Raw genomic sequence first — 21,732 nt, forward strand, 5'->3', positions numbered from 1 at the left:
GGTATTATAATTTTGCTATACTAGAGTCATAAAATTTTAAGTTATAGCTCAATGATGAAATTGTATAATTTTGGCGTGCTCTGGTTATTGTTATTGCCTCTAGCGTTTACTAGCTTTGTACACGCAAATGAAGCAATCGTTAATCTTCATTTAGCCAGCCCCAGCACAACAGATACCCCTCGTAATCACTATATTCATGCGCTGTTAACGCTCGCCTTTGCTGAGCAAGGAAAACAGGTTAATTTTATATACTCCATTAGACCAATGAATAAAAAACGCGTGGTGGAAGAGTTGTCAAAAGCAAGCAGTATTAATTTAGCTTGGCTATCGCTCCCTGCTAATAGCTACCCAGATTTACATCATACCTCATTGTCAATTTACCAAGGTTTACACGGCAAGCGATTACTAATAATTAATAAAAATCAACAACCGCGCTTCGCTGAAATATCAACTTCAGCACAGCTTAAGCCTTTAATCGCATTACAAAAGCAAAGTTGGTCTGATTATGATGTACTTATCCGCAATGGCTTCACTGTTAATGGTGAGCTAGATTATAAAGGCATGACTAGAGCACTCGAGACAGGTTTGGCAGATTATTTTCCTCGCTCTGTATCAGCTATTGCCGCTGAGGTGACTAAACTGCAGCATCAAAACTTAATGATTGAACCAACGATCATGTTGCAATACCCGAGTCATTATTATTTTTACACTCATAAACAAAACGATGCTTTACTAATGGAGTTAGAGGCAGGGTTACTAAAACTTCAACAAAACGGTAAGTTTGAGCAGCTTTATCAACAATTTTTTGGTGAAAAAGAACGAGATCTCGCATTATCATCGAGAAAAGTTTTTCACCTAAATTAGCGACACCATAGCTCACATTACTTATTGCGAGCTAACAATTAAGTCAGTTCACAATAGGGTCAAGCACCCTAATAAAGTAAATACTTAAATGAAGATTGAACTCGCCCAATCCAATTTTGTAAGCTAGCTTATAACTATAGATGAAGGCATCCGCTTGTTTTGCCCTATATACTGAATACTCTCATGGATAAGGTCTTATTATGATGCGTAAATTGTGGCAGGTAGTCGTTTATCTGATGATATTTTGTGTTGGCTTTGTTGCGGGGTTATACACACTGCCAATTTTAACGGCCCCACCATCCCCCAGCAAACTTGAGCTAGCCACACATGCTCAGCAAGCACTTTATAGTGGTGAATTCAAAGCTGATCTCGCAGGCTCCGATGCTTTGCATTATGGTAACGGCCAAGTCAGATTAACCAGTGCAATGATCTCTTTTGATGGCACCTTGAGCCCAGGCCCAGATTACCAACTTTATTTAGCTAATCGCTTTATTGATAATGAAGCCGATTTTTTAGCCTATAAAGGCACAATGACAAGGGTTGCAAGCATAAATACATTCGATGGTTTTATAATTAAGGTGCCAGCCGATATTAATATTGCACGCTTTAACACTGTTATTGTGTGGTGTGAGAGTTTTGAACAATTTATAACCGCGGCTCAGTACCAATGAACAAGTACTGGGAAACAACTGCTTTAAAAGCAACAGAGAGTTGCGGCACAGACTATTTACCAGTTTACTTATTATAAAAACACTATCAGCCAACGAACTTAGCGGGTCGGTTCAAAACCATCATAGTGTGGGATATCAGCATTTATTTGCTCCCAATTCGCTTTTGAGCTAACAAAGTTATGGCTCATAGGACGCTCTGTAATATCGCTATCGAGTATACCCAGACGCAACCTTAGTCTGCTTATATCATCAAGGTTTTCACTGTAGATTGGGCTGCCACATGCACTACAAAAATAGCGGATACGCCCTGGTTTAAATTCAAAGCTGCTTAACCACTCATTGCCTTTGGTTACTTTAAAGTCAACACGAGAGATAAATCCATTGGTTGCAAATGCAGTGCCACTGGCTTTACGACACAACGAGCAGTGGCAATGAATAATGCTCTGGATCGGGCCATCAATTTGCACTGTGACCTTGTTACACAAACAACTTCCTTGATACATGCTAAAACTCTTTAAAAAAATAAGCCTAAATACTAGCACAATTTTTTATCCAAAAAAGCCGCCTTTGGAGAGGGCGGCTTGGGTGAACAAACAGCTATGGGTGGGAGCTGTTATATCAAGAGACTATAATTTGATTTATGCTACGCGTTGCTCTTCACTAGGTGTTTGACGAATTAAGTAATCAAATGCCCCTAGGCTTGCTGTTGCACCACTGCCCATCGCAATGATGATTTGCTTAAATGGTGTGGTCGTTGCATCTCCCGCAGCATATACTCCCGCTAAAGATGTCGCTCCTTTTGCATCTATTATTATTTCGCCAAACTGACTGAGTTCAACATTACTGTCTTTTAACCATTCAGTGTTAGGTATTAAGCCAATTTGCACAAATATACCGGCTAAGTTTAACTGTTTGTTCTCACCTGAGGTGCGGTCAGTATAGCTTAAGCCCGTCACTTTTTTACCATCACCGAGTACTTCTGTAGTCTGGGCATTCTTAATAATGGTGATATTCTCTAAGCTATTGGCTTTACGAATAAGCACGTCATCGGCGCGTAACGTATCTGCAAATTCAAGTACCGTAACGTGCTCAACAATATTAGCTAAATCAATTGCCGCTTCTATACCCGAATTACCACCACCAATAACGGCAACAGGTTTGCCTTTAAATAACGGTCCATCACAATGTGGACAATACGCTACACCATGACCACGGTATTGTTGTTCACCAGCTACGTTCATTTCACGCCAGCGAGCGCCCGTTGCCAGTACTAACGATTTAGTACTGAGCACAGCTCCGTTTTCAAGCGTGATTTCATAACCATTTTTATAACTAAGAGCGACGGCTCGTTGATTATGCATGACATCTACATCGTACTCTTTAACATGCTCTTCAAGCTGAGCTACGAGCTTAGGCCCCTCGGTTGCTTTAATAGATATAAAATTTTCGATTGCTAGCGTATCAGCTACTTGTCCACCAAACCGGTCAGCAACAATGCCCGTATTTAAGCCCTTACGTGCTGAATAAATTGCTGCAGATGCACCAGCAGGACCACCACCTACGACAAGCACATCAAATTGTGATTTTTCATTGAGAGAAGCGGCTTGGCGCTCTGCCCCTTTACTATCAACTTTATTTAAAATATCAGTTAAGCTCATCGCACCTTGGCTAAAGGGCTGGCCATTTAAGTACACCGCGGGTACTGCAAGTATATTTCGCTGCTCTACTTCATCTTGAAATAATGCCCCATCAATCATAGTTGCTTTGATGTTGCTATTATTAGCAGCCATTAAATTAAGCGCTTGTACGACTTGCGGGCATGTTTGGCAACTTAATGAAATATACACTTCAAACTCAAGTGGCTGAGTCAGTGACTTGATTTGGTCAAGATCTGCAGCCGACGCCTTACTCGGATGCCCGCCCGTATGTAACAACGCTAATACCAAACTGGTAAACTCATGCCCCATCGGCACACCAGCAAAGGTAATTTGGCTATCTCGAATAGGTGAAGATACCGTTATTGATGGACGGCGTACGCCACTATCTGGATTATCTCGCACCAAAAATTTGTCGCTCAACGACGCAATATCGTTGGCTAAATTGTCAATTTCTATTGATTTTTTGCTGTCATCCAAGGCGATAAGTAGCTCAACAGGATCAGCAATAGCTGCAAAGTGACTTTTTAATTGATTTTTAATGTTGGTATCTAACATGACTTACCCTTGTTTTAGCAAAAATGCCCATCATCACGCTAATGTGCTTAATAAAATTGTGATGATGAGCCTTCAAGCATATTAATGCTTTGTAATAGTAGATTTAAATTTTGCCAACTAAATCAAGCGATGGTGCTAATGTTTCTTCACCTGGCTGCCAAGAAGCCGGACATACTTCACCATCATGAGTCGCAATGTATTGTGCCGCTTGTACTTTACGTACTAGTTCTTTGGCACTACGGCCAATACCTAAATCATGTGTTTCAATGATTTTGATTTCGCCCTCAGGGTTCATTACAAACGTACCGCGAAGTGCTAGGCCTTCGTCTTCGATCATTACACCAAAGTTACGTGTAATACGTCCTGTTGGGTCACCGATCATAGGGTAAGTAATTTTACCAATAGTGTCTGATGTATCGTGCCATGCTTTGTGAGTAAAGTGAGTATCAGTCGATACTGAGTAAACCTCTACACCCATTTCTTGTAATTGCGCGTAGTGATCTGCAACATCACCCAGTTCCGTAGGACATACAAAGGTAAAATCAGCTGGGTAGAAAAAGAAAATAGACCACTTACCTAAAACATCTTGTTCTGATAGTTCAACAAAATCACCATTGTGGTAAGCCGTTGCATTGAAAGGTTGTAATTTAGTGTTAATTAATGAAGTGCTCATAGTATTCCTCATTTGTTTATTTAAAGTGTAAACAACGCAGGTTGCTGCGTTGGCTTGAGTAATACAATAAGGTGTAAATAAAAATTAATAAAATTGATTGTTTAGATTAATTCAATCGATTTTATTGACTGAAGCGGTCATTGTCATCTGGACAGATAGGGCTAAAGCTTTTTTTGCGTCTAATGTTACAATGCTCACTGAAAAATATCGCGAATACGTATTTTTAGTTAATTTTGGGGTAAGCCATGAATAAATTCATCAATCATATCCAGTTAGGCTATTTAGGCTTATTGCCCTTTTTAGCGTGTGTCGGTTGGCCGTTATTAGTCGGTAGTAATAACTTTAATATGCAGTTTTTTACTTTTTATAGTATTGCAATTTTGGCTTTTATGAGTGGTAACTTATGGCACGCTGGACAACAGAGTTATCGAGATGCGATTAAGGCTATACTACCGATTTTACCGCTTGGCTTTTTAGCTTTTTTACCACAACACATAACCTTGGCTTGGTTAGCGGTTAGTTTTTGGCTGGTATTACTATTTGAAAAAACCAGCCCGCAATGGCAAAGCTACCATGCTGATTATCAAAAAATGCGCTTTGTATTAACCTCAGTGGTGTTTGTTTGCCATATATTAGTAATAGGCATTAGTTTATACCCTAACTAGCTCGCCCTTTAAAACGGATTAATGTACCATCCGTGCACTGCTTTTTGAGGAACTAAAATGATAGACCAATTGCGCCAACAGCTTGATCAACTCGGTGAAAACTATGTTGAGAAAAGCGCTCATTTCAAAATTAAAGTGATCCCTTTTTTTTGTGCTATTCAAATCAAGAAAGATCATAAGAGTGAAGGCCGATTATCGTTTTATTCTAATCAATGGCTTGAAATTGCACTCGTGGTACTCTTTTTACTGTTTGGCTTAATGCTCTTCGATCCTGACGCAGGCTTTACTCATGGCCCTATTCATATTGCGTTTGCAGTATTAATCACGTTTAATTTAATTATCAAACAAATCGCGATTGAAGGACTAAAGACTCGCTTAGCGTTTTTACGTTTAATTGATCATGATGCTAAAAACACACCACTAGAATAATTGAATTAATGTATTTAAATCCTAATTGGCGGATCCTTACCGTTGGCGATGGCGACTTATCGTTTTCTCATGCTTTATCTACTGATCTAAAGCCGGCCAAGTTAGTTGCTTCTACCTATGATAGTGCAGCCACGATCACCTCCAAATATGCTGATAACGCACTAAATGCACTGCAAGATCATCACATTACGGTACTTGATAGTTTTGATGTGACTGACCCACAAGCCTGGCAACGCTTAAATGGCGAGCTATTTGATGTGGTGATTTTTCAATTTCCGCTTATTCCTGCTTTTGTCGGGGAGAGTGCTTATCGTGAAAACACCCAAACAACCAGTATGAACACCCTCAACCGGGCTTTGCTACACCAATATATTAAATATGCCACCAGCTATGCTCTTGATAACAATGGCCCAATGTTGTGCTACATCACCTCAAAAGATGTTAAACCATATCGTGAGTGGAATATTGAAGGCAGCTTAAATTATGGCTTAGCATCACGCTATATCGGCCAAATGCCATTTGATATCAGTCCTTTCCCTGGCTATAAAATCCGTAATGTTGATCGTGACAAACACGTAAAAGACACCAGTGGCACCACTTATGTATTCAGCCCCAAAGAAACGACTGAACTCCATAATCGATTAACTATACCAAGCTACTTAGCAGTTGATAGCTGTTCGCTGTGCCGAGTAGGTCCATTTCAAGCCAGTGAAGATAAACAAAAACACCTATTAGCTAAAAAGCACCAACAAATGTTAGGCTTTGAGGCAGACTGGCAAGCTTGGCTTGCACAATTCAACAATCAGGAGTGACCATGAATTTTGTGATAGTCGGCACTAATTTTATTAGCGATACTTTACTTGCAGCGGCTAAAACAGTCAGTGAGTTTTCATTATATGGCGTATGTTCGCGAGCCGAACAAAGCGGTCATGCATTTTTAGCTAAGCACGCTATAAAAAATGCAAAAGTATTTACGACTATTGAGCAAGTATGCAGCGACGACAGTGTAGACGCTGTATATATAGCAGCCCCCAATAGTTTGCATAAAAGCTATGCTGTGGCCTGTTTAAATGCAGGAAAACACGTGTTAGGTGAAAAACCTGCAGCAGCAAATAGCCAAGAATTAGCCGCGATAGTGGACGCAGCAAAACAAAATAATCGCCTTTATATGGAAGCGATGATGACCACTCACTTGCCTAACTTTGCCGTTTTACAACAAGCCATTGCCAAAATTGGGACGCCACGTAAATACATAGGTCAGTATAGTCAATATTCATCACGCTATGATAAATACAAAAATGGTGAGCGCCCTAACACCTTTTTGCCAGCATTCGCTAATGGTGCGCTCGTCGATTTAGGGGTTTATCCGCTATATATCTTGATTGCACTTTGGGGTGCACCAAACACGGTAAAAGCCAGTGGAGTATTACTTGAAACAGGGGTAGATGGTGCTGGTGATGTATTACTAAATTATAGTGATAAGCAAGCAGTGATCAGTTATTCAAAAATATCTCAAGGTGATAATTTTACAGAAATCCAAGGTGAGCTGGGCCGTATCAGAATTGAAGCCGTTTCGTTATTAAAACAGATACAATTTATTGCTAATGATGGCAGTGTTGAAGAATTATCACAGCCATTTGATGAACACTTTATGCGCCACGAAGTTGCCCATTTCATTACAATTGCCAACGCAGGACAACTCGAATCACCTATCAATACCCATCAACTAAGTATCAATGTGATGGCTGTACTTGATAAAGCAAGACAGCAACTTGGTGTTATTTATCCAGCCGACCGACTATAAGCTACAAAATATTATTCACGCAAAACAACGCCTCAATGCTTTGAGGCTTGTCAATGTTGTTGTCACTTTTATCATACTCTTGCAATCTGCTCACTAATTTAATGCGTATCCAAATCTTCCTAGTTTGCAAATAAAATTCATGAATTCTTTAGTTAATTGAAATTATATTCTATAGTTATTTAGCATTATTATTAAATCGCATCAGAGGCAATTTTGACAATAAGATTAATGCTAAGAACTGTTTTTGCTCTAGCAATCACAATTGCAGCAGGGCTACTCATTATCATATTACTGTTAAAAACAGGATTATCTGATAGTCAACAATCAGCTCAGCAACGCTATCAGCTAAGTCATTTTGCTAAGCTGTCGGCCTCCAACTCTATCGAGCTAACAGAACTCGCCCGACAATATGTTGTCACCCTACAACCTAGCTATAAAAAACAATACTATGAACTTGTAAATCAAATTGAAGGAACTGAACCCTGGTTAGACGGTCGTAAAAAATCTTATATTGATCGCTTAAAAGAATTTAATGTAAATGAACAAGAACTTGCTTTGCTAAATAAATCTAACTCGCTCTCTTTGCAGTTAGTCAACACTGAAGAACAAGCTTTTCAATTGGTAAGTAGTTTTGCTGGGCAATCACCATCATTATTAAATACGAGCGAATCAAAACAGTGGGTACAGGCAATAGGACTGCTAACCGATAAGGGATATATGGATGAAGTAGCTAAAATACAGACACCGGTGCAAGAATTTTTAGCTGCGGTAGAAAACAGCAGCTTGCAAGAAGTAATGAATAATAACAATCGTGTTGCTAATTTAAGCCTTATTAGTATTGTGATGGTATTAGTTATAATCACTATTTTAATTTTATGCTACTTACAGCTTGAGAAGCGCGTAATAAAGACAACCACGCTATTAGTCAATGAAGCACAACGAATCGCCAATGGTGATTTAACGCATAAAATTGCTCACTCCGGTAACGATGAAATTGCAGAGTTATCAGCCAGTTTTAATATTATGATCGATAAACTATCTACCTTACTGTCAGAAATTAACTCGCAATCCCAACAAGCCCAAATTGCTGCAAACGAGCTAGATTCTATTGCACAGCAGGCAAGACAGCTTAATGACGAGCAGAGTCAAGCAATTGAGGTGATCTCAAGTTCAGTATATGAAAACTCCACCGCCGTCAAAGAAGTATCAAAAAACTGCTCTGAAGCGGCTCAAAACGCAGGAGATGCAGATGCTAAAACACAAGCAGGGATCGATGTCGTTAATCAGAGTATTCATTCTGTCGAATCGGTTGCTGAAATATTAACCGAGTCAATTAATGATTTAAATGATCTCGAATCTTCAGTTAACGAAGTAGCGGTGATCTTAAATGTGATCAGCAATATTGCTGAACAAACTAATCTATTAGCACTTAATGCTGCAATTGAGGCCGCACGAGCTGGCGAACAAGGTCGAGGTTTTGCCGTCGTTGCCGACGAGGTAAGGACATTAGCGAGCAGAACACAAAGCTCAACAGTTGAGATACAACAAAAAATCAATAGCTTACAGTCTGCAAGTAACGCTGTAACCGAACGGATCCGTAGCAGTGATACGCGGGTTAAAGACGCAGTATCAAACTCAGAAAAAGTGGGCTCAATGCTCAAAGAAATAAGCACCCAAGTGCGCTTAATTTCAGATGCAAACCGAACCATTGCAGCTGCATCCGAGCAACAAGCACAAGTAACCGAAGATATAGCTGAACGCTTAACTGGTATTCAAGATGCCAGTATGCAGTCGAAGTCGCAAACCGCACAAATTTCGTCTTCGTCTAGTGAACTCGCGCAAGTTGCGATTAATTTAAATACACAAATAAATAAGTTTAAATTAAGTTAACGGATCTCTGGATTAAAAACCTCAGGCTTTTATACAGCAACAGCCTAAGGTTTTAGAGTAGCTAAAAACGATAAGTAACTGAAGCACCTAATGTTTGTGGGCTAACAACAGAGACATAACCAGTTGGATACCTGCCACTTACAGGCTCTACACTGGTATAACCTTGTTCATCAAAGGCATTATTAATATAAGCGCTAATTAACCAATTCATTGTGTCATAGCTTATTGTAGCGCGAGTAATAGTGTAATCACCTGCCATGCGCTCTTCACTGTTAGTAAGATCACCGTAATACTCATCGACATAATTTGCACTGACATTGATTTTAAGGTTGTCAGTAAACCAATGAGACAGACCTAAACTGGCTGTAAATGAAGGGGCTGAATTAAGTTCGTTACCAACCGCTTCAGAATACGTTGTAGATGCGTCAATTTTTGTTTTTAACAATCCTAGACCAGCATGTAACTGCCATTGCTCACCTAACATACTGTAAGCCTCAAGCTCTAAACCATAACTATGAGCGTCATCGATATTAGTAATTCTACGATCTGAACTTAATGCCTGATAACCGTCAAAGTTATTGTAAAAGACATTTGCACTGATATTAATGTCGCCGTTATTTAATACACTACGTGTGCCTACCTCATAGGTATTAACAGTTTCTTCATCATAGTAATAATAATCTTCAGCATTAAAGTCGAGTGCACCACCGCCGGAATTATAACCACGCCGCGCACTGGCTGATAAAGTAGTTGCCTCGGTAACTTTGTATTGAATAGCTAAGGTAGGTAATTTAATAGTATTAGAATCATCTAGCTGTTCAGCTAAGGTATCGCCTCTAAATGCCATGTTAAAGTTACGAAGTTGACTTTCATGTTCAACCCGCAAGCCACCTGTTACTATTAACTTATCTGTTAGGTTGAAGCTTGCCTCTGAGTAAATAGCTATCGAATCACTGCTATCATCACCAAAATAATCTGTTGCTCCAGTACTGTCGAAATCTTGATCTCGATCGAAATAAGCTAAGCCAATAAAACCTGAGTAAAAATCACTACTAAGACCGAAGTTTAATTTACCATCAATGGTAATATTTTTTTCATCCATAGTAACATCAGATTCTGCTGTTGCTAGCGGCTCATAAGCATCAAACGCCCAATGATAATCCATATATGCCACCAGCAGATCCACAGAGAAGTTCTCATCAATCTTATATTCAAAATCGATTTGTGTTGTATCTGAATCTGTATCCATTATACGTTGAAACAGTGGTAAATAATCAGATGGGTTGTCACCTTCATAATAATGACGACCAGAATTTCCTTTTTCACTGTAGTTTGAATAACTTAGTTGAATTGATAGATCATCAAATGGAGTATAAAGTAATTTTGCTCGGGTGCTTGAGGTGTTTAATTTATTTAGATCGCGATCTGTCGGATTTGTTTCATAGACAGTTGGGTTACTGTAAGTTTCACCATCAACATATTGAGTCGATAACCTAAAAGCAAGTACATCTTCAACTAATGCACCGGAAACAACGGCTGCGGTGTCAAGGTAGCTATCTTGATTGCGGTAACCGACTCGCACTGCGCCTTCAAAGTCTTGAGTCGGTGCTTTGGTTGTCATATAAACAGCGCCAGCAATGCTATTACGACCATTACTTGTTGATTGTGGACCTCGATACACTGCTATTTGCTCCATATCCCACAAACCAGTATCACCGGTTAAATCAGCGACAAACGGCTGACCTACACCGTCAACTAACGTTGATACTCGCGCTTTAGAGCCACCACTAAACGAATTAAACCCTGTTGCTCCACCGTTACCTGACACACCACGCATATCAGGAACTGACCCCGTTAACACCACTACATTCGCCATTTCTGCAAGCGCTTCTGAAACAGATGCTAGCTGACCATTTTCTAATAACGACTTATCGACGACCGCAACTGAGGTAATAGTGTCTTTAAGTGATTTTGCTATTTTTTCACCCGTAACAACGATAGTATCGATTGATTCGCGATTACCCTCATCATCTGCTAATACCTGAGCTTGAGTAAATAACAGCGCGCTGGCAATAAGCAGTGAAAGCTTATTGCGTTTAAATAAAGCAGCCAAAATAATTTCCTTTTTTTGAGACATTTTAAATTGCGCGAAAAAATACCATATCAACTACAGTATTGCAATTGAGTTTACTTATCATTTAGAATGACATTAAAAATAAACTATTATTGCTCTTATGTCTCAATTTACCGTTATTGTTATCTTACTCATTGCTATAACTGTGCTCTACTGCAGTAATCGCCATCAAAGATTACTTACTAAACCTATTTCTAAACACTGGCGTACACTTGCGCTAATGCTGTTTATAACTGCAATTATCATTTCTTTTTCTACACTGTCTAAATTAGCAGCAAGCTTCTTTATTATTTTAATACTGATGCTCGCTTTAATGGTCATGCCATTTGCAAGCTTAATTAAAGTGAAAGGGCTAAGAAATGACATCTGAGCAAAGACAAAAAATTCAACCAACTTGGCTTGGTAAAAGTTTAGCTGGTGTATTGCTGGGTTTAGCGCTGGCTTATATTCTGATTGCTTTTTTTGCTTGGTACGGCCCAGGCGGAATTGATGCCCAAGACAAGGTTCAATTTAATATGTGGATGATCCCGATTTTATGGCTCACGCTCTTTAGTTTTACTTATTTATTTAATTCAGCGAGGCAAGCTTGGCTCATACTCGGTGGAGCAAATGTTATTTTGTATAGTTTATTTTTGCTGTTAAGGGGTGGATTATGAAAGTAAGAGCCGATATTTTACGCACCTACCAAGGTGTGCATACATGGACGGGGATCATTGCAGGTTTAGTACTTTTCATCGGCTTTTATGCTGGTAGTTTGACCATGTTTAAACATGAAATCCAACAATGGGCAGAGCCAACTACTGCACCACTTACCGATCCCACTACTACAAACTATCAAAGCTTAGTCGACAAAGCCATCACTGTTTATCCTGAGCAAATGGCAAAAGGTTTTGAACTCGACCTTTTAACAACAGCTGCGCCACTGTCGTGGTATACACAAGGTCAAGCTCGTGGCATGCACCTAGATAATCAACAGCAAACAGCATATCTTGATGAAGATCAAAAGCTGATAATTGCTGATCAAGCAGAACATAAACTTGCTGATTTAATCGATTACCTACACCGTACCGCAGGCTTTATTGGTGAAATTGGCCACGACCAATCTGGCGTTTACATTCTTGGTATTGCTGCAGGACTGTATTTTTTAGCCTTGGTGTCCGGTGTAATTATCCTTTTACCAACACTGGTAAAAACATTTTTTGCGCTGCGAAAAGAAAAAGGCCCGAGTCGCTTTTGGTTAGATAGCCATAACCTTATTGGCGTTGCGAGTTTGCCCTTTCATTTGATCATTGCGTTTACTGTTATTGTATTTGCTTTTCACGACTTAATTTATGATGGTTTGGCCCAGTTTTATGGTGACAAACCACTATTTGAGCGTCCCCCAACCGCAACACACGCTTATAACATCAGCGAACTGAAACGTATTGATACACAAATACTAGCGGCTAAGGGCTATGCTACAGGCTATGAGCCAATACATATTAGCTACAGTCGATTGAATTTAGCGTCCCCTTCCGCTGTATTTAAAATGAGTAATGATTCTGCAGTGGTACGTGGACCTGATACGGATTATTTATTTATGAACCCGTATACTTTAGAGATCAGCGGATCAACTTACCCACAGGGTGAAGAAAGCTTCTGGGGCAATTTTGTCGCGAGTATCTTTTCACTGCATTTTGGAACATATGGCGGTGAGTGGGGTCGCTGGGCTTACTTTATAATGGGACTATTCGGCGCATTGCTTTTTTATTCAGGCAACTTATTATGGATAGACAAACGAATGAAAAAAGATGCAAATAAAACCGGCACACATATTATGGCAAAGTTAACGATTGGCGTGTGTTTAGGATCCATGCTCGCTGTTGTTGCAGTATTATTGTTAGCAAAATGGAGTAACATACTGATAAATAACATTAATCACCATTATATGCAGTGTTATTATGTTGTTTTTTTTATTTCCTTAGCCTACTGCTTTACACTAGGCGCTAACAAAGCAAGCTATACTGGCTTAATAACATTATCGATTTTAACCGTATGTTTACCCATCTCGAGTGTTATTCAAGGCCTGAATAATTTAGCTCTGCTCCCCTATTACGAAAGCTATTCTGTTGATTTTATAGCCACACTTTTCTCAGTTATGTTTTTCTTTATCGCTAAACGCTTAAAGCAAAAACCCCTTAAAGATAAAGTAATTCTGGATCACAAAACAATAGAGTTCATAAGGTAAATAAAGGCTCACGCATTGTTTAATACGTGAGCCTGCATCACTTAATGGCTGCTATTTATCGCAAATATATTAAATTGTTACATTAATCTGTACACTCTGCAGATAATTTCCTTTTTCATTTTTTATACGTTATGTCTCGAGTTATTTCTCCTTTTTTCATTGCTGTTATATGTGTATTACTTGCCATGGTGACTATTCAGTCAGGCGCTTCAATTGCTAAGCAACTATTTCCATTAATTGGCCCTGAAGGGACAACCGCACTTCGTTTAGGTTTTTCAGCAACGATATTGTGCTTAGTGTTTAAACCTTGGCGCGCCTTTCCGCCACTGGGTCAACGCATGCCAATTATTGTTTATGGCTTATGCTTAGGCGGTATGAACATTTTTTTTTACTACGCCATTGCGCGTATTCCATTGGGGATTGCGGTCGCCCTTGAATTTACCGGCCCGTTAGCGGTAGCGCTGCTATCATCGCGACGTAAGCGAGATTTATTTTGGGTCGCCTGTGCCATAGCGGGGATTGTAATGTTGCTCCCGGATATGAAAGGTGAAGAAAGTCTCGATCTACTGGGCGTGATTCTGGCACTGGGTGCTGGTGCATGTTGGGCTGGCTATATCTTATTTGGCAAAAAAACGGGGAATCAAAGCTCTGGCGGGATGACTGTTGCCCTTGGTATGAGTGTCGCGGCGCTTATATTAGTGCCTTATGGTGCTATTTCTCAAGGTGGTGCACTACTAAGCTGGGAAGTGATCCCTTTAGGTTTATTGGTTGCTATTATGTCAAGTGCCCTACCTTATACGCTGGAAATGGTTGCACTGCGTAATATGCCTGCACAAGGGTTTAGTATTATGATGAGCTTAGAGCCCGCTATTGCGGCACTTGCTGGCTTTATAATTTTAGGCGAGTTATTAACTCTTTGGCAATGGTTAGCCATTCTTTTGGTGATAGTTGCATCGGTTGGCAGTTCAATGTCTACAAGTAAAGACAGCAACTAACAAACCAAAAAAGACGTAAAAATATTAGTTATAAAGCTAAATGTTGATTTTGATCAAAGGGGAGTAACGTGTTTAGACAATACGATTACCCCCTGCATTTTTTGCAACATACATTGCTTGATCTGCATGTTGAATAAGTTGTTGTTCATTCTCGCCCATTTCAGGATAACTGGCGATACCGATACTGACTGAAAGCTGTAATGTATGTTCATCTATCACAAAAGCTTGTTCGCACTTTTTGCGGATTTTTTCAGCTGTTTTTTGTACGTCTGAGCGTAAGCTAATCCCATGAAGTAAGACTAAAAATTCGTCGCCACCTAAGCGCCCAACAGTATCAGATCCTCGAATACACCCTTGCAGCCGAGCTGCAATTGCTTGCAATAATCGATCACCACATTGATGCCCATATGAATCATTAACTTCTTTAAAACCATCAAAATCTATAAATAGTAGCGATAATTCAACTTGCTGTCGGTCAGCTTTCGTTAATGTCGATTGAATTCGGTCAAGTAACAGCATGCGATTGGGCAACCCAGTTAACTGATCATGTCCCACCATATGTTGTAATTGCTTTTCAAATTTTTTGCGCTCGGTGATATCATGAGCAACAGCAATTCTGAACTGATGTGAATCAGACCAGCGGACAGACCATAATATATGCACCACTCGCCCGTCTTTTCTCACCCAACGATTTTCAAAGCGCGGTTTAGAGCCCCCAGATAATAACGTATTTACTGCGTCAAGCGTGATCTCAATATCTTCTTTATAAACAAAGTCGAGCATTGGTTTACCAATTACTTCGCAAGGCTCGTAACCAAAAATGTCTTTAAAAGCCGCGCTCACAAAAACAAATACCCCTTGCTTGTCAACCACGCAAACAGCGTCAAGCATCAGTTCAAGTACATCCGAGAGACAAATCACACCACTATTTTTCATTCAACTCCATGCCTCAAACAGTAAAAATACAGTCTTTATTATTTATTTACAGTACCCATCAGTTAAGCAATCAATCATTGCGTAATAGTGTATAACGTATCTTAGGATACGGTTCATTGCTGTTGAGAGCTATAAAGAAATAATAATATATTGCGATAATAAAACTAATCATAGTGCGTTTTATAAAATACCACATTAAAAAACATACAAATATTAGGCCACGTTATGTTTCTCTGTTAATAAACTAGCTTATTTCTTTAGTTTTGTTCTTTCCTACAGCATTAACTACCGCTTCCTCAATCGAATGTAGTTTAAAAGGCTTTGAAATAAACATATCCATGCCAGCTTCTTTGCACGCAACTTTATCGGTAGATGATGTATTTGCAGTTAATGCCACTATTAAGGTATCTGCATAAGGACAAATATGTTGTGCTCGCAAAATTTTAGTGGCCTCAAGTCCATCCAGCTGCGGCATCACGCAATCCATAAAAATAAGATCGTATTTTTTTTGCTTACACTTTAAAATTGCGTCTTCGCCATCAACTGCAAAATCGGCTTTAATATTTAATTTTTCAAGCGAAGCGTCCAGTACCAATCGGTTTATTTGGTTATCATCAACAACTAAAACCGATAAATTAGTTGCCGCTATGACAACGTTTACCCGAGGATTATTTTCGATTTGTACTGCGCCGACTGCAAGTGGGATATCCACGATAAATGTCGTACCCTGATTAAAAGTACTATCAACCGTTATTGTCCCCCCCATAAAATCAATCAATTCTTTTACGATTGCCAAGCCTAAGCCGGTACCACCTTTACTCTTTTTGGCGTCTATTTCTTGTGTAAAAGGTGAGAACAATGAATCTAAAAATGAGTTGGTCATCCCCCTTCCGCTGTCACACACTTCAAGATGCAAGGCTAATTTATCACCGACTACATTCACATCAGCATTAAATTTTACCAAGCCTTCGTCAGTGAATTTTAACGCGTTACTTAATAAGTTTGACGCAATTTGGCTCAGCCGAGCATTATCGCAATAAGCCCAACAGTCATCTGCTATCGTTATATTTGTTTGAAAATCAACCTTACTATCTCTAAACAATGGAATGTACAACGAAGCAAGATCAACAAAAATTGTTTTTAATAAAAAATGATTTGGTTCGAGTTTTAACTCACCGTGGTTTATTTTTGAAAAGTCGAGCACTTCGTTAATTATACTCAGTAAAATATCCGCGCTACGCAAAGCTATCTTTAGTTTTTCAACTCTCTTATCTTCACGGCGCTCACCTAATAGCGTAGTTAACATTCCGGTTATGCCGTTCAATGGTGTCCTGAGTTCGTGACTTATTTTAGCTAGTAGCATGCTTCTATCTTCTAACATACGCTCTGCTTCTGCTTTTTTATTTTTTAACTCTTCGCGAAGCATGACCGATTCAGTCACGTCTTGTAAGGTACCAAATAACCTCACACATCGACCATTTAATAATTCAGCTTCACCAAATGTTGATACCCACAAAGTCTGTCCATTAGCGGTAACAAGTTCGAGGTCGAGATGCCATTTCTCGCCACTTTGTATTGCAGAGTGCACTGCATTAACGATGCTTTCTCTGCTTTCTCCTGCTTTAAAAAATTCAGTCGCAGCATTAAGATCAGGAACATAGCTATCACTAACTTGGTAAATACGTCGTGTTTGCTCGCTCCAAGTGACTTTATCAGTGAGTAAATCAACTTCCCACGTGCCAATATTTGCTACAGCCTCTAATTTTAACAGCGTATTGTTGTTTTTAATAAGCTGTTCATTGGTGATCTTGCGGGCAAACTCAGCACCCAGCCATTGTGCAAATAACTCAACATAGTCATGGGCTTGTTGTGAAAAGGGAGTTGATACAGCCGGTGATGAAAAGTTAACTGTACCGAATACATTTGAACCGACTTTTATTGGCGCCCCAATATAAGATTCGAGCTGGAAATTTAGGTAACATGGGTGGTTTGCAATGCGACTACTCGACGCTTTATGAAAAGTAAGCGCGGCATTTGCTGCGAGTGTATGTACACAATAAGTGCCTTCTAAATCAAACGTTGTACCAGAAGCTAAAGAATTATCAGGTGTTATAACGTAGAGCACGGTATAAATATTTTGTTCAATTTTACTAACAATCGCGATATCTAAATTAAATACATCAAGCCCAAACTTGAGCAAACTATGCGTTTTCTCGTCAAAACTTTGACTTTGATCAGATACAATATCATGGAAGCTTCGAAGGAAATTCAAATAAATACCTCGTATTATTTTGCATAGCGACAGATGCTATAGCTAAAAAATCTTATCTAACCACTTCATATTGGTTAATTATTATAGCGTGTAATTAAATATTTACCTTACTAAGGAGACTGACCTTTCGGGATTAAAATTTGTTCAATTTAGGTTTAACACTTAGAGCATAGTATGTTTGCCAGTTATGCTGCGTTATCGCCTATTTATGGGGAATTACCACACTACATAAGCTCAGCCTAGCCTAAAAGCCAAACACATTGCTGCAAACTTCGAAATAGAAACACACGCTACCCTAACTTTAGAGTAGAAACTTTTCATCAGCAATAGTTTATTTATATTTTCAGTTAGTTATAAAGCTCCATTTATAAAATAAGGCCTCAATTGAGACCTTATTACTTAACCTAAGCAGGGGTTACTAAGTGGTATGCATTAAAACTGCCACCCGAGCGATGCCCAATAACGGCGTCCGTCTTCGACATAACCATATTCATTCTCAGTGATATCTTTATCAAATAGGTTATAAATACCAAAGCCTAACTTTACGCTTTTAGTCAAAACATAATTACCACCCACATCGGCTAACGTGTAGTTAGGTGCAATTAGGCTGCTTTGTGAAGGTCCTGTGGTTGGTTGACTTTCCTCACCACGATAATGCACACGTAACCACCCCCCTAACTTATCGCTTGGCTGCCAGTTTAACGATGTTTGCACTATATGTTTAGGTAACTGATTGAGAGGACTGCCTTTATATTGCCCGGTTTTTTGCTCAGAATCGGTATAAGTGTAATTAGCGCTTAAACCTAAATCGCTGGTTAAGTCGTAAGAAACTGAAAATTCAAACCCTTGAGTCACGGCTTCATCAACATTTACATAGGTTGTCGGATCTGAACCAAACTGATTTTGGCCATCCGTGCATTGCGTAAGTGGGCATGCAATTCGCGTAATTTTGTCATCAAACTCATTGTAAAACACCGTACTTGAGATTGTGTAATCACCACGTGGATCGTAATAAATACCCATTTCATAATTCAATGACTTTTCAGGACTAAGATCTGGGTTGCCATAGATATTGCCGCCTCGACTTACTTGTCCCCAGTCTGCATTTGATTGACGAATATTAGGCGCTCTAAAACCTGTCGAAATACCACCTTTGATAGTGATAGCCTTAGAGGCGGTATAAACACCATATAAACGTGGACTCCAATGGCCTGAAAAATTATCGTCGTGGTCGTAACGCAAACCTGTGGTGAGCTTAAATTTGTCGCTGGTGCTCCACTCATCCTCAGCAAATACCGACCACTGTTTATTTTCTACATGGGTTAACTCGCTGATCCTATTACTCGTGTAATCATCAAGCACTTCTTTTAAGTAGGCTGCACCAAGCGTCGCGTTATGACCGGCAAAAATCGGTAAAGTCCAACTGGTTTGCGCATCCGTGTTTTCAACAAACATTTCACGAGAAGTATTATCGTACTTATCGTATTTTAAATAGCTGCGCGAGTTACCAAAGTCATAATAACCGTTATGGGTTAACGAGTAAGTTTGTTGCTCATACTCTGTTGTCGATGATTCTGGGCAACCTCTTCGGCCACAGCTTTCACCCGGCGCCAATGGTTCAACTGTTTTACCCAGTGTGTTTTCAAATTTTTGCTGCGCGCTGCCAACCTCTAGCATTATTTCGTGATTATCGTTTGGCGTTAAAATAAACTTTGCTTTAAGGTTACTTTGCTCTTTGCCCCTAAAGCCTGAAGTAAAGTTATCTTCGTCACGTTTTGAAAACTGCCCATATAATTGCACACCTAATAATTCTGGGACAAGTCCACCAGCTGCGAAAAAACTACCTTGATTAGTATTACCTGAGTCGCTACTTTGTTGAACTGTACTGTCTAAACGCAGCTCACCATACCACTGCAGGGGTGTTTTTCGAGTAATAATGTTTATCACCCCACCGATAGCGTCTGAGCCATACAAGGACGACATAGGCCCACGTATCACTTCAATGCGTTCAATTGCAGAGATTGGCGGTGTCCATGCACCTTCAACACCTGGTCCATCACTGTTTGGCCTTGTTTCACGTGATGATTGTCGCTGGCCATCAACTAAAATTAATGTGTATTGGCTAGCCATGCCTCGCAAGCTTATATCTTTGCGATCGCCACCGCCGGTAACCACAACTCCAGGAACATCGGTCATTGCATCGGTTAAGTCACGATAAAAGCGTTTTTCCAGATCTGCGCGATCAATCACACTGATGCTTGCTGGCGCGTCCTTTAACATTTGCTCATAACCTGACGCTGATACCACGATAACTTCCATATCTTGTTTCGTTTCATCAGCTAACACTATTGAGCTGGATAAACTAAGCGCGGTTAAAATGGCGCTAGTTAACGGTATTAACTTACAACTTACCGTGTTCATGATTTTTCTCCGTGACAAATGCAGTTTAAATGATAATAATTAGCGTTTGCATGGTAGTGAGATGTTCCTTTTTCTACAATGTGTATTTTCTTAAAACAGTATTAAGTAAGACTTAACCAAATGAATACAAAATTACTTCGCGCATTAACTGTATTTGTGCGCATTGTTGAAACGGGTAGTATGAGTAAAGCCGCAGTTGATCTTGCCATGACCACATCAGCAATTAGCCAACAAATCAAACAAATAGAGCTTGATATTAAGTTGAGCTTATTTAATCGCAGTCCACGAGAACTGACACTCACCGAGGCTGGCGAGATTTATTATCAAAGCTGTGTAACCATCCTCACCGCTGCAAAACAAGCTGGTGAAAAGCTGCAATTTTTACAAAACAGCCCTAGTGGTCAATTAAAGTTAGTAGCACCGGTTGGATTTGGTGGCGGAATATTAAGTGAACCGCTTAAAAAATTAACCAACCAGTACCCTTATTTTGATGTGCAACTGACTTTATCTGACGAACCCCTTGATATAATAAAGTCGGGCGCTGATTTGGCTATAGCGATTGGCCCGCTGGATGATTCAAGTTTAGTTGCTCGGCCTTTGGCGAAGTGGCCACTCGTATTATGTGTACATAAAAGTCACCCATTGGCTGAGCATTGCACACTGTCGCCTTGGCAGTTAAACCATTATACTCGTATCTCGCATTGCACTGCAGATCACCCATTAACGCATAGTTTAAACAGCCAAAAAAAAGCGCTCCCAAAACCACGTATCGTGGTTAATAACATGCACAGTATTATTCAATTAGTGTGTGATGGCGTTGGTTATGCAATTTTACCAAAGCCAGAAGTACAATCATTATTGCTAGAAGGAGAACTCGTTGAGTTATGCACTGACTGGCAACTGCCAACCTACAGTGTGTATGCAATTACCCCAGCAAGAGATATTTTGGCAGGTAAAACCAAAGTGGCTATCGAAATTTTAAAACAGCACTGTGATGAAATCTCAGATTCATTAAAGCAGTCTGCATAAAGCAAATTATCCTAAACTTACTTGTAACTACTGCAACACAGCGGGTCTATATCTTAAAGTAACTTGTGTATATACTTTATGTATTGAATACCAATGATTGATGCATAATGACAGCGGCAAAAAAGAAGAGTAATTTTTTCAGTAATATAATTTTTAATATTATTTTACCTGCGGTGATTTTAAGCCGCTTTAGTACACCTGATACGTTAGGCCCGGTATGGGCAGTAGTGGTAGCACTTGCTTTTCCGCTGTTATTTGGTTTGTGGGAACTTAAACAATCAGGCAAAGTAAACTTTTTCTCAGTACTTGGCATTATCAGCGTACTACTTACTGGCGGTATCAGTTTATTTGAACTTGACCCAGCTTATATCGCGATTAAAGAAGCGATGGTACCAGCAATTATTGGTGTGATTGTATTGATCAGCCAGTACACCCCTTATCCGCTGATCCGTAAATTACTAATTAATCCTGAATTGCTTGATATTGATAAACTTATGCATTCGTTAGAG

The 21,732-nt window shown here is 39.6% G+C and carries 19 protein-coding genes; 12 read left to right on the forward strand and 7 right to left on the reverse strand.

Features of this window, described 5'->3' with window-relative positions; genetic code table 11:
* The first annotated feature begins 51 nt into the window (after nt 1-51).
* Together H5232_RS13195 and H5232_RS13200 are read left to right on the forward strand one after the other, a co-directional pair.
* Nucleotides 52-864, forward strand: a complete 813-nt coding sequence (locus H5232_RS13195; RefSeq protein ID WP_259398736.1) for a transporter substrate-binding domain-containing protein — start codon at nt 52-54, stop codon at nt 862-864.
* A 200-nt stretch (nt 865-1,064) separates the two neighbouring features.
* Nucleotides 1,065-1,535, forward strand: a complete 471-nt coding sequence (locus tag H5232_RS13200; protein WP_182767295.1) for a DM13 domain-containing protein — start codon at nt 1,065-1,067, stop codon at nt 1,533-1,535.
* A gap of 98 nt (nt 1,536-1,633) precedes the next feature.
* Here the strand turns inward: H5232_RS13200 and H5232_RS13205 are convergent, their stop codons facing one another.
* The 3 genes from H5232_RS13205 to ahpC all read right to left on the reverse strand — a co-directional run bounded on the left by H5232_RS13205 (nt 1,634) and on the right by ahpC (nt 4,421).
* Nucleotides 1,634-2,038 (reverse strand): GFA family protein, encoded by a 405-nt coding sequence (locus tag H5232_RS13205; protein ID WP_182767296.1) that lies wholly within the window; start codon nt 2,036-2,038, stop codon nt 1,634-1,636.
* Between the two features lie 135 nt (nt 2,039-2,173).
* The gene (gene ahpF / locus H5232_RS13210; RefSeq protein WP_182717766.1) at nt 2,174-3,748 is read right to left on the reverse strand and encodes an alkyl hydroperoxide reductase subunit F; all 1,575 of its coding nucleotides are present in this window, start codon (nt 3,746-3,748) and stop codon (nt 2,174-2,176) included.
* Between the two features lie 103 nt (nt 3,749-3,851).
* Nucleotides 3,852-4,421, reverse strand: a complete 570-nt coding sequence (gene ahpC / locus H5232_RS13215; RefSeq protein ID WP_145234205.1) for an alkyl hydroperoxide reductase subunit C — start codon at nt 4,419-4,421, stop codon at nt 3,852-3,854.
* A 245-nt stretch (nt 4,422-4,666) separates the two neighbouring features.
* Here ahpC and H5232_RS13220 point away from each other — a divergent pair, with 245 nt between their 5' ends.
* The 5 genes from H5232_RS13220 (at nt 4,667) to H5232_RS13240 (ending at nt 9,209) form a co-directional block, all read left to right on the forward strand.
* Entirely contained in the window at nt 4,667-5,086 is a 420-nt protein-coding gene (locus H5232_RS13220) for a DUF3429 domain-containing protein (protein ID WP_149980032.1), read from the forward strand.
* A gap of 57 nt (nt 5,087-5,143) precedes the next feature.
* A complete protein-coding gene (locus tag H5232_RS13225; RefSeq protein WP_145234209.1) occupies nt 5,144-5,515 on the forward strand; it encodes a hypothetical protein in 372 nt (123 codons plus the stop codon).
* A gap of 8 nt (nt 5,516-5,523) precedes the next feature.
* Nucleotides 5,524-6,327, forward strand: a complete 804-nt coding sequence (locus H5232_RS13230; RefSeq protein WP_182717765.1) for a class I SAM-dependent methyltransferase — start codon at nt 5,524-5,526, stop codon at nt 6,325-6,327.
* Nucleotides 6,328-6,329: 2 nt separating this feature from the next.
* A complete protein-coding gene (locus H5232_RS13235; protein WP_145234213.1) occupies nt 6,330-7,319 on the forward strand; it encodes a Gfo/Idh/MocA family protein in 990 nt (329 codons plus the stop codon).
* Between the two features lie 228 nt (nt 7,320-7,547).
* Nucleotides 7,548-9,209 (forward strand): methyl-accepting chemotaxis protein, encoded by a 1,662-nt coding sequence (locus H5232_RS13240; RefSeq protein WP_182784241.1) that lies wholly within the window; start codon nt 7,548-7,550, stop codon nt 9,207-9,209.
* A gap of 61 nt (nt 9,210-9,270) precedes the next feature.
* Here the strand turns inward: H5232_RS13240 and H5232_RS13245 are convergent, their stop codons facing one another.
* Complete coding sequence (locus H5232_RS13245) at nt 9,271-11,346, reverse strand: TonB-dependent receptor (protein WP_182739548.1); 2,076 nt, start codon at nt 11,344-11,346, stop codon at nt 9,271-9,273.
* Between the two features lie 356 nt (nt 11,347-11,702).
* Here H5232_RS13245 and H5232_RS13250 point away from each other — a divergent pair, with 356 nt between their 5' ends.
* From H5232_RS13250 to H5232_RS13260, 3 genes are all read left to right on the forward strand, one after another.
* Entirely contained in the window at nt 11,703-11,999 is a 297-nt protein-coding gene (locus H5232_RS13250) for a hypothetical protein (protein WP_145234221.1), read from the forward strand.
* Complete coding sequence (locus H5232_RS13255; RefSeq protein WP_182831028.1) at nt 11,996-13,570, forward strand: PepSY domain-containing protein; 1,575 nt, start codon at nt 11,996-11,998, stop codon at nt 13,568-13,570. Before H5232_RS13250 ends, H5232_RS13255 begins: the two co-directional genes overlap by 4 nt.
* A gap of 131 nt (nt 13,571-13,701) precedes the next feature.
* Complete coding sequence (locus H5232_RS13260) at nt 13,702-14,565, forward strand: DMT family transporter (protein ID WP_182739546.1); 864 nt, start codon at nt 13,702-13,704, stop codon at nt 14,563-14,565.
* 72 nt (nt 14,566-14,637) lie between these two features.
* Here the strand turns inward: H5232_RS13260 and H5232_RS13265 are convergent, their stop codons facing one another.
* The 3 genes from H5232_RS13265 to H5232_RS13275 all read right to left on the reverse strand — a co-directional run bounded on the left by H5232_RS13265 (nt 14,638) and on the right by H5232_RS13275 (nt 20,194).
* Entirely contained in the window at nt 14,638-15,501 is an 864-nt protein-coding gene (locus H5232_RS13265) for a diguanylate cyclase domain-containing protein (protein WP_182831029.1), read from the reverse strand.
* Between the two features lie 244 nt (nt 15,502-15,745).
* A complete protein-coding gene (locus H5232_RS13270; protein WP_182831030.1) occupies nt 15,746-17,773 on the reverse strand; it encodes an ATP-binding protein in 2,028 nt (675 codons plus the stop codon).
* 432 nt (nt 17,774-18,205) lie between these two features.
* Nucleotides 18,206-20,194: a ligand-gated channel protein gene (locus H5232_RS13275; protein ID WP_182717759.1), complete on the reverse strand. Its 1,989-nt coding sequence runs from the start codon at nt 20,192-20,194 to the stop codon at nt 18,206-18,208.
* A 120-nt stretch (nt 20,195-20,314) separates the two neighbouring features.
* On the opposite strand from H5232_RS13275, the gene H5232_RS13280 reads away from it, so the two are divergent.
* Nucleotides 20,315-21,223, forward strand: a complete 909-nt coding sequence (locus H5232_RS13280) for a LysR family transcriptional regulator (RefSeq protein ID WP_182717758.1) — start codon at nt 20,315-20,317, stop codon at nt 21,221-21,223.
* A gap of 107 nt (nt 21,224-21,330) precedes the next feature.
* Nucleotides 21,331-21,732 (forward strand): VC0807 family protein (locus H5232_RS13285; RefSeq protein WP_310736879.1); only part of this gene is annotated, 402 nt, incomplete at its 3' end.

This window comes from Pseudoalteromonas sp. SG41-5 (genome assembly GCF_014164495.1).
GTDB classification, from domain to species: Bacteria; Pseudomonadota; Gammaproteobacteria; order Enterobacterales; family Alteromonadaceae; genus Pseudoalteromonas; species Pseudoalteromonas rhizosphaerae.

Bases quoted from the DNA above. Each gene is read 5' to 3' on its own strand.
- H5232_RS13195 (WP_259398736.1), top strand. From the start codon at position 52: ATGATGAAATTGTATAATTTTGGCGTGCTCTGGTTATTGTTATTGCCT.
- H5232_RS13200 (WP_182767295.1), top strand. From the start codon at position 1,065: ATGATGCGTAAATTGTGGCAGGTAGTCGTTTATCTGATGATATTTTGT.
- H5232_RS13205 (WP_182767296.1), bottom strand. From the start codon at position 2,038: ATGTATCAAGGAAGTTGTTTGTGTAACAAGGTCACAGTGCAAATTGAT.
- ahpF (WP_182717766.1), bottom strand. From the start codon at position 3,748: ATGTTAGATACCAACATTAAAAATCAATTAAAAAGTCACTTTGCAGCT.
- ahpC (WP_145234205.1), bottom strand. From the start codon at position 4,421: ATGAGCACTTCATTAATTAACACTAAATTACAACCTTTCAATGCAACG.
- H5232_RS13220 (WP_149980032.1), top strand. From the start codon at position 4,667: ATGAATAAATTCATCAATCATATCCAGTTAGGCTATTTAGGCTTATTG.
- H5232_RS13225 (WP_145234209.1), top strand. From the start codon at position 5,144: ATGATAGACCAATTGCGCCAACAGCTTGATCAACTCGGTGAAAACTAT.
- H5232_RS13230 (WP_182717765.1), top strand. From the start codon at position 5,524: ATGTATTTAAATCCTAATTGGCGGATCCTTACCGTTGGCGATGGCGAC.
- H5232_RS13235 (WP_145234213.1), top strand. From the start codon at position 6,330: ATGAATTTTGTGATAGTCGGCACTAATTTTATTAGCGATACTTTACTT.
- H5232_RS13240 (WP_182784241.1), top strand. From the start codon at position 7,548: ATGCTAAGAACTGTTTTTGCTCTAGCAATCACAATTGCAGCAGGGCTA.
- H5232_RS13245 (WP_182739548.1), bottom strand. From the start codon at position 11,346: ATGTCTCAAAAAAAGGAAATTATTTTGGCTGCTTTATTTAAACGCAAT.
- H5232_RS13250 (WP_145234221.1), top strand. From the start codon at position 11,703: ATGACATCTGAGCAAAGACAAAAAATTCAACCAACTTGGCTTGGTAAA.
- H5232_RS13255 (WP_182831028.1), top strand. From the start codon at position 11,996: ATGAAAGTAAGAGCCGATATTTTACGCACCTACCAAGGTGTGCATACA.
- H5232_RS13260 (WP_182739546.1), top strand. From the start codon at position 13,702: ATGTCTCGAGTTATTTCTCCTTTTTTCATTGCTGTTATATGTGTATTA.
- H5232_RS13265 (WP_182831029.1), bottom strand. From the start codon at position 15,501: ATGAAAAATAGTGGTGTGATTTGTCTCTCGGATGTACTTGAACTGATG.
- H5232_RS13275 (WP_182717759.1), bottom strand. From the start codon at position 20,194: ATGAACACGGTAAGTTGTAAGTTAATACCGTTAACTAGCGCCATTTTA.
- H5232_RS13280 (WP_182717758.1), top strand. From the start codon at position 20,315: ATGAATACAAAATTACTTCGCGCATTAACTGTATTTGTGCGCATTGTT.